The sequence below is a fragment of the Deinococcus aquatilis DSM 23025 genome (assembly GCF_000378445.1).
Lineage (GTDB): Bacteria > Deinococcota > Deinococci > Deinococcales > Deinococcaceae > Deinococcus > Deinococcus aquatilis.
The window spans coordinates 12208-26832 of the sequence record NZ_KB899739.1 but is presented as its reverse complement, the minus strand read 5'-3'; the positions used below and the strand labels follow the sequence as shown (position 1 = coordinate 26832).

Sequence of the window (14625 nt, the reverse complement as noted above, 5' to 3'; positions counted from 1 at the left end):
GAGGCTGCCCGTGCTGACGCTGTTCAATTCCTTCACCGTGCCCGATGTGCCGAACGTACAGATTTACCGGGACGACGAAAAACGCCACAAGTTCTATATGGTGTCCGAACGCGCCTCGATTGCGCGGGACGACGAAGACAAACCCATCTTCACGTTTATCCTGTATGCCCGCGATCTGGACCGCCTCGCCACAGGAGACGTGGAAGTCGAGCGCGGCTACTTGCAGGTCACGACCCGCGCCGGGGTCAGCAAGGAGCAGGAAGACAAGATTCGCGCCTACCTGAAGCAGAAGTTGGCCGACGAGCAGCGTACCGGCTGGTGGTTCCTGAGTCTGCCCTTTACCCAGCAGGAACCGGAATTGGGCTATCCGCCGATCTGGCTTTCCGGCAGCGTGCAGTTCTCGGCGGTCACGCCCAGCATGGTCATCTATACCGCAGGCTCCAAGGAACCCTCCCTGATCGACAGCAACCTCGCCAGTTTTTCGGCAGACCTGAATCAGGACGGCGCGGAGTTGTTCCGGCAGGCGCTGGAAAAAGGCAACGTGCTGGCGGGCGTGCAGTATCAGCTCAAGTTCGCGGCCCGCATTCCGGCCATCAAAATCATCATCGACGGAGACCGGGGCGAGTTCTACAAGGAAGTCAAAAACTACATCCACAAACGCTACGAGAGCCACCAGTCGCGCAGTATTTTCGGCATCACCTACTATTCCCGGTCCTATATCCACGAGTGGGATGAACTGAGCAGCATCACCAAGTTCCGCAACACCTTTCATAACCTGACCATCACCGTGGACGATTCCAGCCTGCCCGGTGCCGAACAGAACGCCCAGAAAGACGATCTGGAGAAGATGGCCTTCGAGATTTTCCAGACCAACGTGCTGCCCACCTTCTTTCAGCCTGCGCTACAGGACGTGGCAAAAGAGGTGGAGAACCCGGCGACGGCCATTCCCATCAATACCGAAACCACCGGGCACATTCATATGGAAATCACGCGCACGCAACTGGTGGAAAAGGCCGTGAATCCCAGCGTGCAGTTTTCGCAGGCCATCACGCCCGAGGAAGTGAAGGCGCTGACGAGTTACCTCGACCTCAGCAACACGTTCTTTCAGGAACTCGACGTGACCGTGAATGCCAACGTGAACTTCGCTGAAGACCCGGTGTACGCCCTGAAAGTGTTTATGGAATACGACCAGCAAGACGACGTGCGCGGCATTCACGTCAAGAAGGCCAAAGAGTTTCTGTTCAGGAGTGCCGATCAGGCGGGGCGGTTCCGGCAGGTGATGGCGAAGGCCAGCGACGGCGCACCCAAAGACCGCTACCGTTACTGGAGCGAGATCAGCTACAAGGACACTGGGGAAACCATTCGCGTGCCCGCCAGCGGAGCCAACGAGAGCAGCGAGCGGCAACTCGTGATTTCCTACCGCCGTCTGGGATTCGTGAAGGTGAATCTGCAGCTGGGCAGCATGCCCGACAACGTGAAGGCCGTGCAGGTCGCCATGAGTTACCCCGGCTACAGCGGCCCCAGCGCCCAGCAGACCTTTGAACTGACGCCCGACAAGCCCACCGCGACCTTTTTTACCTATACCGGCAAACCGGGCGGCGCGGCGGCCAACGACCCCGGCCCGTACCACTACCAGCCCAGTTTTGTTCTGACCGACGGCCAACGCATGGATCTGCCGGAGCAGACCGGGCAGGCCGAGACCCTGAGCATCACCAATCCCTTTGAGCAGACCATCACGACCCGCTTTATGGCACAGGCCGATTTTGGCGTGGTGGAAAAGATCGAGGTAAATGCCCGTTACCGCGACGCCGCGCACGATTTTTCGGCAGAGCATCACGCCGAGTACACCAAAAACGGTGAGTCCAGCGCGTGGGTGTTGGGCCTGCGCGACCCCAACAAGCGGGACTTCGTGTACGACGTGCTGATTCTGTACAAAAACGGCGCTCGCAGCGATCAGAAAGACAGGGCCGGAGAACTCGGCACCTCGTTGGCCTGCGGGGAAGGCGCGGTGGACGCGCTGGAGGTCAGCGTGATTCCGGGCACCACCGACTGGACAAAATACAAACTGGTGTTGGTGTATCTGCGGTATCAGGACGCCGCCAACCAGATCGACGAGCAGATCAATTACACCTTCAAGCCCGACGCCCAGACCGACCAGACCTGGAAAGTCCTTCTGCGGAATGCCCAGATGCGCGGCTACAGCTACCGCATCCGCTACGTGGCCGCCAATGCCGCCGACAACCACGAGATTCCCTGGACACCCACCGACGATCCGATTCTGGTCGTTCCCTAGCGCAGGAGGCCCACCGTCATGCCCGAAAAAAACAGAATCGATGTTCGGAGCCTTCGGCAATCCAGCCTGGCCGTCGCGCCACAGATTGCCGTGGGCCTGCCGCTGGCCCGCATGCAGTACCTGATGCAGGTGGCCGGGGATGAGCTGGCCCCACACTTCATCCCCGCGCAGGAGCCGCTGCGGGATGGGGTGGCGGCTCAGGCGGTGGGCGGGCAGTGGCTGTACCGCCCACAGCTCCGGGTGGCGCAGCGCAGCGTAGAACCGCTGGGGCCGGAAGTGCGCTTTCTGAAAGACCCCGCCGGAAAAGTGCGGCTGCAATTCGAGCTGGAAGAAGAGCCGCAGGTGGGCCTGCCCGCCGGAGCCGAACCGCTGGCCGTGAAGGTAGAAAGCGTGACCCTGACCTGGCTGGAAGGCGGCCAACCGCACTCGCGCACGCTGGATGCCCCAACCCTGATCGGCACCGACGACCCGCAAAATCCGGCCCAGCCCAATTTCCGGCTGCGGGTGGGCGTGGAGTTGCAGCCGCAGGAAGTTGACCCGCTGTACCGTGCCATGAGTCAACTGGGGGCGAATGCCGCGCTGAACGTGAATTTCTCGTACGGATACTGGCTGGATGAGCAGGTGGTCGTGACGCCGCCCGACCCGCCCATCGTGCGGGATCACCGCAGGCTGATCGACAGAATTCGTGCCGACGGCATCGCTACGGCGACCTTCAGCGGGTCGCTGCTGCACAGTCCTGTCCTGTTGCGGACGCTGACTGTCACCCCGCCGACCACGCCGCCGCCTCCACCCACCACTCCAGTCATGACCGTCCCGCTTATGTTCACGCCGATGCTTGACCCCAAGGCAGCCGCTGCTCCGCGTCTACAGCGCTTCAACCACCTTGACGCTTCTCTGCGCCTTGATCCGGTGCGGATTGGAGACCTGCTGGAAAAAAGGCGTCACCGCGAAACCCAGAGCAATTTCCGGCAGATGACCCTCACCCGCAGCGTCCCATTCTTTTTCGATCCGGCGCTGGAACACAACCGCCCCGTATTCAGCGCCGTGGTGGGCGATTCTTCGCTGGGAACGGCGTGGCAGAACATTGGCTTCGGCTTGGTGCGGGCCGCCAACTTTCCGAACACGGTCTACCGCCTGCCCGATGAAATTCGCTTGGCGTACAACGCGGATCTGGCCGCCCCACACGTCATTCCTGCGCTGTACCGCGACGATGACGACGATATCCGGGTGCGGGTGCTGTTGCGGGCCGCGCCGTGGTACGACCCCGAAAGTCTGGTGAAGCTGCGCGACACGTTGCGAAAAACCAGTGGCGGCGCGATCAGTTTCGCCAACGTGGTCATGGGCGGCTACGAAAAAGCCCTGCTGAAGCTGGGCGGAGCCTTTCCCGATCAGGTGAAGGCGCTGGGCAACGCGCAGGATATCGAGATTGGGTTGGAGGGCAGCTTTGAAATCGTCATCGACCTGTCGTTGGAGTTTTACCGCCTGCTGGCGCAACTGCTGGTCGGCCCCATCGGACTGACGGGGCAGGTGGACGTGACGCTGAACATGAGCGCTCCCGGCGACCCGACCCCGCAACTTCAGGTGTTTCATGTGCCGCTGCGCCTGAATCTGGCAGATGTGGCAAGCTTGCCCATCACGGTCACGCTGCCCGCCGAAACTCTCTCGCCGGGGCAAATCGTGATCACCAGCGGCGCGGGGGTAGAAACCCGCGTGGGCGGCTGCGCGGCGCGGCTGCTGCAATACGACGAAAACTCAGTGACGCCGCTGGAAGTCTTTGAGGGCCAAATAGCCAGCCCGACCTTTCCATTGACTTTGCCCGCCGCTGGCACCCTGACCTTTGATGTCACCCCCAAAGGCGACCTGCAAGGCGAGTTGTGGAACGCCATTCAGGTGGAATTGACCGGACATGAGCTGGTCGCCCCGGCCAGTCAGGTTCTGGAACACATCCATGAGGTCGCGCCCAGCGGTTCGGTGAGCTGGAAGGTGCAGGTGGAATGCCCGCTGCTGACCCGCACGCCGTTGCCCGACACTTACCAGACCCTCTACCGGGTAGAAGTGCAGATTCAGAGCGCCGGATTTGCCGATCAGCAGGTGGTCCTGAGTCCGGCGCAGGCTCAGGCGCAGCTCAGCATGAATCAGACCCTGCGCGACATCGTGGGCAATGCGGGCGGCAGCGTGAATCACTTCAAGTACCGCGTGCGGAATATTTACCTGGATCATCAGGGCCAGTGGAGCGAACTGAAGGACGGCGAGGGTTCCAACCTGTTCGTGTTTCCCAATCCGGTGCTCAATGACTGAGCTTCACGCTGCATCTAAGCCACAGGTGTTGGCCTTACAGGCGGGGCTGGCCTACCTGCTCCGCGCCCAGCATCCGGCAGGCAGCTTCACTGACTTCTGGCTGCCTGTGGGAACCTCCGATGCGTGGGTGACGGCCTTTACGGGCCTGGCACTGCACGCTGTGGCCGTGTGCCCCTGGCTGCCCCCCGAACTGTGCGCCCTGGCCGATGCCGCCGCCCGCCGCGCTGCCCGGTGGCTGCTGGATCACGCGCACCCACGCGGCGGTTGGGGCTACAACGCCAATGTCAGTGCCGATGCCGACAGCACAGCGCACGCCCTCTCGCTGCTGGCCCGCCTGAAGCTGGAGATTCCGGCACAGGCGGTGGCGTTACTCCAGGCCCACCGGGTCGGTGAGTTGGGTTTCCGTACCTACGCCTGGGCAGGCTCGCCGCACCCGTGGACACAGCCCTGCCCAGACGTGAGCGCCGCTGCCCTGCGTGCCCTGTCTGATCTGGGCGAGCTGACCCCAGCACAATTACGGACTGCTTGGGAATCCATGCTGGGCCAGCATCAACGGCCAGACGGCCTGTGGGAAGGCTACTGGTGGCAGAATCCTGCTTATGCCACCGGGCTGGCCCTCGAAGTCTGGGCCGCTGCGGGACGCCCGCCCCTGCGCTGCTTCCCAGTCCGCTGGCCCGTCCCCGAGAGCGCCTTCGACTTGGCTTGGTATTCGCACGCCCAAAAACTCTTGAATCAGAGACTCTTGAAGAACGCGGATTCGGAGGCGGCCTGTGTAGCAGACACACTGGCGGCCAGAGCCTCAGCCCGCCTCCTGAGCATGCAGGCGGCAGACGGGGCTTGGCCCTCCTCTCCCCTGTTGCGCGTGCCACCTGCCCATCCCACCAGCGGCGGCGTGACTCTGCGGGCGCAGGATGCCCGGCGCATTTTTACAGCGGCCAGCGTGCTACGTGCCCTCGTATCAGGTGCGCCGAATGAGCAAGTGCCCGTTCGACCCGAACCTCTTCGGCAGGTGCGTCCGACGACAACGCCCCCGGAACTGAATCGATTGGTATGGCAGGTCGCCCAGGCCACTGGATTTCCGCCCGCTCAGGCCACACAGGCGCAGGAATTGTTTAGGAACCTGACTCGCCGCAGCCTCCGCCCGCCTACACCCTGGCCTTCACGCCAACTGACGGCGCTGTCGGGCGGGATGCCGCTGGAATTCTCCTGCACCGTGGGCACCGGGATTCAGCCCGCCCTGCGTTATGCCACCGAAGTCGGCGATCTCTATCTGCCTCCGCCCACACGGATTCAAAGTGGGCTGGCGACCTTGCGGGAGGTGTCTGAAGCTCTGGGGTATCAGGGCGGTTGGCAGCGCCTGTGGCCCGCTCTACAACTGCTGACCGACCCCATGCAAGAAGCGCCAGACGGCACACGGTTTACGGTCTGGAGCGGTGTGGATCAGGCCGTTTCAACACCCAACCAACCTCATCCACCCCCCGCACTCAAGCTCTATTTCAATACTCTCCACCGGGAGCTGGGTGGCGGACGCCCCCGCCTCGTGGCTGCCCTGCACGCCGCTGGCATTGCTACGCCCGATCCTCTGAACCGTGCCCTGAATCTTCTGGACGCCGCTGGATTCCCGCAGGAACTTGGTTTTGCGCTCGGCCCACGCGGGCAGGTGGCCTGTAAGGTGTACTACGAACTGTTTGGCTGGCAAGGCCCACTTGTTCAGAAATTGCTGCATCTCAGCGGTCTGCCGGGCACGCTCAACGACCTTACCCCCGATATTCCCGGCCTGATTCGCGTTGGTCTGGCCGCCAAAAGCCGCGCCGGGATCGGGGTACGTCTGGATCCCAGTACGGGCCAGATCACGGAACTGATGACCGCCTGCGCCTTTCCCACGCCCCTGATTCCTTTACAGACCACCGTTCAGCGCGTCGAGACCTGGCTGGAAACTCAGGGAGATGACGCCGCACCCTACCGCGCTCTTGTGCAGGTCATCCGTCCAACCTGGCCCGACCAGGACGCCGCAACGCGGGCCATGCACAGTCTTTTTACCCGCACCGTAAGCATTCGGGGAAACCGGACAACGATTTACCTTCGCCCGATGCTGGCTCCTGAAGAGCCATAAGGCATTTGCCACTCCTCAGTGTAGGCGGCCCCTATCATTTCCCTGCTCTGGAGATCACGACTTTGATCCAGAGTGCGACTTGGATTTGCTCTTACTTCATGACTGACAGCAGGAATTCGTTCTGGACAGAATTTAAGAATGAAATATATCTTTCATGCCTAATTGAAAAATATATTTCATGAAATATTGTTGTCATTCTGGATGACAATCCAGCAGTATGACTGACATGACAACCGTCATTGCTGCCGTCATGAAAAAAGGTGGGGCGGGGAAGACCTCGACCATTGTCCCTCTGGCCTATCTCGCTGCTCAGGCTGGAGCCCGTGTAGCTCTTATTGATATGGACACCACTCCCAGTGCCCAGCAGTGGGTGCAGGCTGCCGGTCTCACCAGTGACCGCTTTGTCTGTGACCGGGTCACAGCCGATGAACTCGAAGGGTTGCTGACTGAAATCCGCGCCTCTGACACCATTGACTTCGTGTTTATTGATACGCCTCCTGGGGACAAACATGCCATCGTGCAGGCGATGAGTGAGAGTGATCTGGTATTGATGCCCGTTCACATCGGCTCCGGCGACCTGCCGCAACTGGTGGAGACCTACCACCTGATGAAGCTGCCCCTACGCGCTAACCCCAATCTCAAGCACCTGATCATCGTGAACCATGCAGGCACCATGCCAGCCGTCACCCGCGACACCATCGAGGCCATTCAGGACGGTTTGCCAGAAGCTCAGGTGGCCCAGACCGCCATTCCCTACTCGCGCCAATACGCCCTGGCCAAAGGCACCAAACCCAACGTGAAGTGGTGGCACTACGACAACCTGTGGCGAGAGATTCAGGCGGTGCTGGCATGAGCAGCATTCGGGGCATGATGAAACAGGCTAGGCCCGACGAAGAGCCGCCCACCGAAGCCCGCCGTCAGACGCCAGCGGCAGACCCGGCATCACCTCCAGGGGAGACCCGGCGCCCGCTGCGGCTGCCCACCATGACGGCCCCGGAGGAACGCAAACCCTTCAGCACCCGGGTCAAGCCCAGCCTGAAAAAAGTACTCGAAGCCTACACGCAGGAGATTCGGGAGGCAGGTTTTGCGGTCACGCAGGAACTGGTGCTGGACGTGCTGCTGCGTGAACTGCGGGAGAATGACGTTCTGCGCGAGCGAGTGGCAGAAGTGCTGGTTAAAGAAGTGACTTCAAACCCCTAGAACAGCGGACAACATGCCGTAATGGTGCATCTACTTCTGGCCGAGTAGCGCGACTGAATTCTGTCTGGCAGGATGGAGCACGAAGGCCTTGGCGAAGCAGCCGTATCAAAACAGTCCTTTGAAGAACTGTTCTGGGCTGAGGTTAAGTCGATTTTGCACACATGGAGTTCAGCCCCGATTCACGCGGAGGCACCTCATGACCCAGCGCAAAACGTACACCGCCGAGTTCAAGCGAGACGCTGCTGGGCTCGCGCAGTCCACCGAGAATATAGCGGGCACCGCCCGCGACCTTGGCATTGGACTTTCAGCCTTGAGAAAGTGGATCAAAGCCGACCAGCACCACGGAAACTTGGCCTTCCCTGGTCAGGGCCGTCAGCTCTTGACACCCGAGCAAGAGGAGCTCAAACGCCTGCGGAAAGAAAACGAAATTCTGCGTCAGGAGCGCGAGATACTGAAAAAAGCCGCGGCCTGTCTTGGGCAGGACGGCACCCGTATGGGGCCTGCCCGCTTCTTTGCCAGAGAGACCACGCGTTGAGATACATGTTGATCCAACAGTGGCGCAGTCAGTATCCGCTGAACGTGTTGTGCCGGGTGCTGGACGTGTCCACCAGTGCGTTCTACAGCTGGCAAAGAAGGCCTACCTCCTCACACGCTGAGCTTCATGGCGCTGCTGGAGCAGCGCATCCGTGAGCTGCACCAGGCCAGCAAGGGAAGGTACGGTGCGCCTCGTCTTCAGGCTGATCTGCGTGCTGAAGGACGACACATGTCCCGCAAGCGGATTTCGCGCCCTTGGCGGGCTGCTGGCCTGCGGGCCAAGGGAAAGCGACGATTCGTACGAACGACGGAGAGCGAACATACCTGTGCAGTCTGCCCCAACGTGTTGAACCGAAAATTTGCCGTTCAGCACGCCAATACGGTATGGGCTTCTGATCTGACGTTCATTCCCACAAAAGAGGGGTGGCTCTATTTGGCCGTCACCCTTGATCTGCATTCGCGGGCGGTGGTGGGGTAGGCCATGGAGGCCCAGATGCCAGCGACCTTGCCCTTAGCAGCCTTGCAAATGGCGATGGGCACAAGGAAACCTCCGCCTGGCTTAATCCACCACGCAGGGCCGTGGAAGTCAATATGCCAGTAAAATTGTTCAGGCTGAATTGACGCGCATTGGTGCGCAAGGGAGCATGAGCCGGAAGGGCAATTGTTGGGATAATAGCGTCCTAGAAAGCTTTTTCAGCTCCCTGAAGCGGGAGCTGCTGGAAACAACTCCTTTCGCCAGCCGAACTGCAGCACGGCAAGCCATCTTCGAATACATTGAGGTCTTCTACAACCGACAGCGCCGTCATTCCACACTGGACGACTTGACACCACACGAGTTCGAGCGCCAAGCTCAAGTGGCTTAACCAGACGTGCGCAGAATCGACTCAAGCCCAAAGTGGGGTTATATCGGTAATGCACGCGCGGAATTAGACCACTGCACGGTTCCAGGGCTGCTTGAATTCTAACGGTGTCAAGTACCCTATGGTCGCTCAGTACCCGACGTGCCGCGTCCATTCCACTGCTCTCAGCTCCTGTCTCCGTAGGTCTGGTTGAACGAGACCAAGACAGCCTTCACTCTGATTGCGAAGTGGGAGAAGATTCTGAGCGTACGGGTCCGGCGGTACTTCCTGCAGCGCATGAAGACCCGCTGGGGCAGTTGTCGGCATATACGCTTGAAGTACGGAACTGGTTAAAAAGCCTCAAGAGCTTCTGGACCATGTCGTTCTTCCTGAAATGATGCATCTGATTGATTTAACGTACGGCGCTCAGACCCTGCATGGAACAATCGCCCGCGTGGATCAGAACGTCACCGGCCGGAAGGATCACGCTGTTTGTTATGCAGATGATGAGTATCGGAAAGACAGACGATCTTCAAGCGAACTCCTGTTCAGTCTGGTCCTGGTGAGACACCTCTCGGATCAGAGCCAGCGTTCAACTGGCATTGAAGTGCCAGTAAAATTTAAACTGCGCGTGGACCTGCATGCGGCGCTCAATGGTGTCAATAAACTGGGGCGTGAGCCAACGACCGAGGCGGATGTGGTCAACACCCTCGTGCACGTCCACCCCCCGACCAAAGTACTCCCGGGCATCGCCGAAGTACCCATGAGCGTCGAGGAAGGCCGCTTTGGCACTCTCGGGATCCCTGGCCCGGACGACGGCGAGCGCATGCGTGAATCCTTCACCCGTGGCGAAGTACTCCATGGTGACGGTGTAAGGCTGGAGTGGAGCAGGGGAAATGTTCGTCATACAAACCTCGCAGGGAGAGACAGGGCGATTGACAAAAACAGGATTGCTCTACGGGAGTCCTTGCAGCGAAATCTGCAGACCACATCTTGTGAGGGGCTGTGAATCAGGAGCCGTAGACGCGGCCGAACCCCTAAACGAAAGCGGACCCACTTCGGTTGCGTTCAGCTGGGCATTCACGGATGGTCAGCAGTCAATCGTTTGCTGCCAAGAGCAAGCGGGGCCGCTCAACCAGGTCGTCCAGGTCGCAGGCATCTGGCATGCAGCACCGGCTGGTGAGCGCTTAACTGTCCATGTAGCGTCGGGGACTCCGTGAGCCCGTTGAGCACGGGCGTCCCCACCTTGCCGGGATGTCATTGTTCAGATGCGACTTCAGGCGGTTCGGCAAGCTCATCAATCATCCCGAGCAGCCACCGAGCGTCTGCGCGTAAGGCACGGGCAAGAGCCACGACTTCAAAGTCGTACACGCTCCGTTCCTGCTTTTCGATGCGCGTCAGCGTCGGCTGACTGATGACAAATCCGGATTCATGGCGGATCCGCTCATGAAGCTCTTGCAGCGTAAGCGCCCGGCGCAACCGAAGCTCACGAACACGTTTACCGACCACGTTGCCCACATGCCCCACGCCCTCCGCACTCGTCTGGCGTCGAAGGGCGCTGGGACGTCTCACGCTGGGAATGTAGCACGGGCTCACCCGCCTCCGGCGGCCTCATGATGGGTGTCCCAGGCGAGAGGAGAAGAGCAAGGAGGGGGAGTTCAACGAGGTCAAGCCGTCCAAACCGAACGCACCCATCCGCAGTGTGCAGCAACGGCCGATGTGGACAACGGTACACGGCATAGTTCCAGTTCTGCTGGAGAAGACCAGGAAGAAATCCATCGGGAACAAGACTTGTCAGGAGCAGGGTGAGATCACTGAGTCTGGCGTGCACCAGGTCAGGGGGAACGGGACGGTACCTCTCGCTGATGCTCCTCCACTCGCTGTACCGGAGGCCGAGCCGCGGGAGCAGAATCTCGAGTGGGCGGACGTCCAAGTACGTCGTTGCTGGCTCAAGAGCTTTCAAACACATCTGCATGGGCCGGTAGCGACGCGCCTGAAGCACCAGCGCGTCGAGCTGAACTGGAAGCGGGCCATGTGGGGCGTCCCGAACAGAAGCAAGGTCTAGGACAGTGCCGTTGGGCCACACGACATGCTGTCCATCCGGCGCTGCCACAGGTTGCCGGACAAGTTGAGGCAGTCGCAACACCTGGTGAGTGGGCAAGTGAGAGAGGGAGCGGAGATCAAGCAGCCGGGTGTAGCCATCGCTCAGGGTCACCCAGACGTGATGATCGCCTTCCGGGAGAACCTCAGTGATGCGGAGCTTAGGCGTGGCCACGCTGCCCTCCATAGGTGCTGATTAAGACGGAGATCGCATTCCACACTTCGTAGTGTGCGCAGTTCCAGGGGCCGATGAACTTCAGAACCAAGCCTGGCTGATCAGATCGAGACCGTTGGACGTGAACCGTTGCCGTCCTCTCGAAGTCAGTGGCGACGTGATGAATAGCGCTGACCACTTGACGTGTCGGCCACGGCATTCCTTGGGGAACAATTAGCAGTGGACTGACCCCATCTGACAGGACCACAGGCTAAGACACTTCGCCCCAGTCAGCAGATACGCTGACTGCATCGCGAAGGAGATCAGATGCCAGGACGAAATCACAGCCGCGAGTTCAAACTTGAGGTGGTCAGCCAGATCAACACCGGCCAACACACCACCGCCCATCTCAGCCGGACTCATTCCCTGGCTCCGAGCTTGATTCACCGGTGGCGAAAAGAGGTGGAGGCGCGTGGGGAAGCCGCTTTTACCGATGGTGCCACGACGGATCGCAGCGACGAACTCCGGATCGCTGAATTGGAACGGTACTGCGGTCAACTCGCTCTGGAGAACTCCATTCTGAAAAAATCGTTGGCGACGTACCGCTCGAAAAGCGGCACCAAATGATCATGGATGCGCGCTGCGCGCATCCCACGGTGTCGGTACGTCGCTTGTGTGAGCTGCACGCGGTCAGTCGGTCTTGGTATCTGGGTCAGCAGACTCGGACACCGGTCAACCCGGATCTGGAACTCACGAAGGAGATTGAGGCCATCGTGCTGAAGTGGACGGGCTACGGGTACCGTCGCGTCACCCATGAACTGGCCCGCCGGGGACGCCCGACCAACCACAAGCGCGTCTTACGGGTCATGCGAGCAGGAGGGTTGTTATGCCGTCCCAAACGGCGATTTCAGGCCACGACGGACTCGACGCACAGCGAACGTCGTTTTGAAAACCTGTTGCCAACAGTGGTACCCAAGCAACCCAACCAAGTCTGGCAAGTCGATCTCACCTACGTTCGGGTCAAGCATGGCTTTGTGTACCTCGCCTGCGTCCTCGACAGCTTCACCCGAGAAATCGTGGGTTGGGCGATGTCAAGGTGTATTGACGCGGCGCTGGCGTTGAAAGCGCTCAACAACGCGCTCACAGCGCGTTGTCCAGCCCCAGGCTTACTGCACCATTCTGACCAAGGGTCAGGGTACGCGAGTCGCGTGTATGTGGAGCGGCTTCGGGAGGCCGGTCTCATTCCCAGCATGTCCAGAAAAGGTAATCCCTACGACAACGCCCGCATGGAAAGTTTTTACAAGACCCTGAAAACCGAGGAGGTTGATCTGCAGGACTATCTCGACTTCGACGACGCGCAGCGCCACATCAACCACTTCATCGGTCAGCTGTATAACCAAGAACGTTTGCATTCCAGTCTCGGCTATATCCCACCGGCTGAGTTCGCCACCCAGTATCATTGCGCCTAGAAGTGACTTGCCTGCTGGCCCGGTACTTTGGGTTCACTCCATAGGGACTCCTGTGAAGGGTAAGAGAGTGCAGAGAAAGACAAGCGCGGTCAGGCAGAGGTGCCCAGGCGCTTGAACAGCCAAGCATTCACGTCCGAAAGCTCTGCCTCGGTGATTTCATGGCCCGTGTCGTATTCCTGGTACCTGAAGGCGGCTCCCAAGTTCGTCAGCAGCGCCTGACTCGCGCGGCCGTGGTGAATGCCGAGCTTCGCATCATGGACGCCATGGGCCACAAACACATTTGCGTGCTGAAGCTGCTCAGGCGGTGCGAAGGTGGGACGGGCTTCAGGCAGAATCCGCCCGGAGAGCATGACCAGGCCTGCGACCAGGTCAGGCCGGGACAGCGTGACGCTCGCGCCGATGATGGCCCCCTGCGAGAAACCGAGGAGAAAGATCTGCTGCGAATTAACTCTGTGGTCACGCACGACCTGCGGCAGAAACTCAATCAGGGCCACCCGACTGGCCTCTGCCTGAGCTGCATTCGGGACCGGTTCCGGAGTGAACTGCACCTGGAAGAAAGCGAAGCCGTTGGGAGAGACCTGAAGGGGCCCCCGGACACTCACTACCGCAAAGCGCGGATCCAGGGCGTCGGCAATCCCAAGCAGGTTCCGTTCATTGCCGCCCACGCCGTGCAGCAGGACGAGCACTGGTGCGCCTTCCAAGGGGCCACTGCGGGGCGGCCGCAGCTCATACGTCAGGGCGTTCATGCCAGACACTCCGAACGGAACCGCAGGGCGTTGCCTGCCGGGTCACGCACGTCAAGAACATCACTCTCGCGGATCAAGGCTATATTTGCTGCCCGCAGGCGGGTTTCCAGCGCGTCAAGGTCGGCGGGGTCCAGCAGTTGGACATTGACCCGCTGCAACTGGCTTGCCTGTTCAGGAGCCCGCTGACCGCCCTGGCTCTGCCAGGTGTTCAGGCCGAAATGATGATGGTACCCGCCCACCGAGATGAACAATGCCCCTGGCCAGCGCGAGACGACGTCAAAGCCCAGCAGGCCGCTGTAGAAGGCTTCGGTGAGGGGAAGGTTGGTGACCCGCAGATGCACGTGACCCAGGGTCGTGCCTTCGGGCAGGCCAGCAAACGGGAGCTCTGCGCCGGGTTCAGAGAGCAGGCTGTCCATATCGATGGGGTCGCCCGCCATCTGCACTTGGCCGCTCTGCCAGCGCCACTCGTCCCGGGGACGGTCACGGTAGACCTCGATGCCGTGGCCATCCGGATCATTAAGGTAAAACGCTTCGCTGACGAGGTGGTCGCTCTGACCCAGGCGGACTCCTAGATGGGACGCGTGCTGCACCCAGCGGGCGAGGTCTGCGCGGGTGGGGAGCAGCACCGCGAGGTGATACAGCCCGGGTGAGGTGGGCCGGGTGGGCTGTGCCCCAAGGTGTTCCGTGAGCACCAGCAGAGGGTGATTGGGCAGGCCAAGCGTGGCAGTCTGACCGGTCTGGTCAAGAACGGTCATGCCCAGCAGCGTGCTGTAAAAGGAGACGGTGCGGTTCAGGTCAGAGACACTGAGTTCGACGGGGCCAAGCGTCAGAGAACTGGAGGTTAGGAGAGAGCGGGCATTGGCAGGTTGGGTCATAGGC

At 60.5% G+C, this 14625-nt stretch carries 12 protein-coding genes and 1 pseudogene; 10 read left to right on the top strand and 3 right to left on the bottom strand.

What is annotated here, in order from left to right; all coding sequences use genetic code 11:
- The first annotated feature begins 10 nt into the window (after positions 1-10).
- The 8 genes and pseudogenes from F561_RS0119215 to F561_RS29080 all read left to right on the top strand — a co-directional run bounded on the left by F561_RS0119215 (position 11) and on the right by F561_RS29080 (position 10286).
- Positions 11-2293 carry a hypothetical protein gene (locus F561_RS0119215; RefSeq protein ID WP_019011596.1) on the top strand — a complete coding sequence of 761 codons (2283 nt, stop codon included), beginning with the start codon at positions 11-13 and terminating at the stop codon, positions 2291-2293.
- An 18-nt stretch (positions 2294-2311) separates the two neighbouring features.
- On the top strand, positions 2312-4591 hold the full coding sequence (locus tag F561_RS0119210) for a hypothetical protein (RefSeq protein WP_019011595.1): 2280 nt from the start codon (positions 2312-2314) through the stop codon (positions 4589-4591).
- Positions 4584-6704: a hypothetical protein gene (locus F561_RS0119205; protein ID WP_157452010.1), complete on the top strand. Its 2121-nt coding sequence runs from the start codon at positions 4584-4586 to the stop codon at positions 6702-6704. The genes F561_RS0119210 and F561_RS0119205 overlap by 8 nt, the downstream gene beginning before the upstream one ends.
- A gap of 217 nt (positions 6705-6921) precedes the next feature.
- A complete protein-coding gene (locus tag F561_RS0119200) occupies positions 6922-7557 on the top strand; it encodes a ParA family protein (protein WP_019011593.1) in 636 nt (211 codons plus the stop codon).
- On the top strand, positions 7554-7904 hold the full coding sequence (locus F561_RS0119195) for a hypothetical protein (RefSeq protein ID WP_019011592.1): 351 nt from the start codon (positions 7554-7556) through the stop codon (positions 7902-7904). Before F561_RS0119200 ends, F561_RS0119195 begins: the two co-directional genes overlap by 4 nt.
- A 196-nt stretch (positions 7905-8100) precedes the next feature.
- Positions 8101-9301 (top strand): annotated as a pseudogene (locus F561_RS28085) (IS3 family transposase).
- A gap of 186 nt (positions 9302-9487) precedes the next feature.
- Positions 9488-9631, top strand: a complete 144-nt coding sequence (locus tag F561_RS30560; RefSeq protein WP_211214839.1) for a YgjP-like metallopeptidase domain-containing protein — start codon at positions 9488-9490, stop codon at positions 9629-9631.
- A gap of 40 nt (positions 9632-9671) precedes the next feature.
- Positions 9672-10286: a hypothetical protein gene (locus tag F561_RS29080; RefSeq protein ID WP_211214838.1), complete on the top strand. Its 615-nt coding sequence runs from the start codon at positions 9672-9674 to the stop codon at positions 10284-10286.
- Between the two features lie 248 nt (positions 10287-10534).
- On the opposite strand, the gene F561_RS0119170 is transcribed toward F561_RS29080, so the two are convergent.
- Positions 10535-10849, bottom strand: a complete 315-nt coding sequence (locus tag F561_RS0119170) for a helix-turn-helix domain-containing protein (protein ID WP_245556580.1) — start codon at positions 10847-10849, stop codon at positions 10535-10537.
- Between the two features lie 1009 nt (positions 10850-11858).
- Here F561_RS0119170 and F561_RS0119155 point away from each other — a divergent pair.
- Positions 11859-12158 carry a transposase gene (locus F561_RS0119155; protein WP_019011584.1) on the top strand — a complete coding sequence of 100 codons (300 nt, stop codon included), beginning with the start codon at positions 11859-11861 and terminating at the stop codon, positions 12156-12158.
- Entirely contained in the window at positions 12155-13000 is an 846-nt protein-coding gene (locus F561_RS0119150) for an IS3 family transposase (protein WP_019011583.1), read from the top strand. The genes F561_RS0119155 and F561_RS0119150 overlap by 4 nt, the downstream gene beginning before the upstream one ends.
- Before the next feature lie 89 nt (positions 13001-13089).
- On the opposite strand, the gene F561_RS0119145 is transcribed toward F561_RS0119150, so the two are convergent.
- Positions 13090-13746, bottom strand: a complete 657-nt coding sequence (locus tag F561_RS0119145; RefSeq protein ID WP_019011582.1) for an alpha/beta hydrolase — start codon at positions 13744-13746, stop codon at positions 13090-13092.
- The gene (locus tag F561_RS0119140; protein WP_019011581.1) at positions 13743-14621 is read right to left on the bottom strand and encodes a VOC family protein; all 879 of its coding nucleotides are present in this window, start codon (positions 14619-14621) and stop codon (positions 13743-13745) included. Before F561_RS0119140 ends, F561_RS0119145 begins: the two co-directional genes overlap by 4 nt.
- Positions 14622-14625: the final 4 nt, after the last annotated feature.

Bases quoted from the DNA above. Each gene is read 5' to 3' on its own strand.
- F561_RS29080 (WP_211214838.1), top strand. From the start codon at position 9,672: ATGATGCATCTGATTGATTTAACGTACGGCGCTCAGACCCTGCATGGA.
- F561_RS0119205 (WP_157452010.1), top strand. From the start codon at position 4,584: ATGACTGAGCTTCACGCTGCATCTAAGCCACAGGTGTTGGCCTTACAG.
- F561_RS0119210 (WP_019011595.1), top strand. From the start codon at position 2,312: ATGCCCGAAAAAAACAGAATCGATGTTCGGAGCCTTCGGCAATCCAGC.
- F561_RS0119150 (WP_019011583.1), top strand. From the start codon at position 12,155: ATGATCATGGATGCGCGCTGCGCGCATCCCACGGTGTCGGTACGTCGC.
- F561_RS0119200 (WP_019011593.1), top strand. From the start codon at position 6,922: ATGACTGACATGACAACCGTCATTGCTGCCGTCATGAAAAAAGGTGGG.
- F561_RS0119195 (WP_019011592.1), top strand. From the start codon at position 7,554: ATGAGCAGCATTCGGGGCATGATGAAACAGGCTAGGCCCGACGAAGAG.
- F561_RS0119140 (WP_019011581.1), bottom strand. From the start codon at position 14,621: ATGACCCAACCTGCCAATGCCCGCTCTCTCCTAACCTCCAGTTCTCTG.
- F561_RS0119145 (WP_019011582.1), bottom strand. From the start codon at position 13,746: ATGAACGCCCTGACGTATGAGCTGCGGCCGCCCCGCAGTGGCCCCTTG.
- F561_RS0119155 (WP_019011584.1), top strand. From the start codon at position 11,859: ATGCCAGGACGAAATCACAGCCGCGAGTTCAAACTTGAGGTGGTCAGC.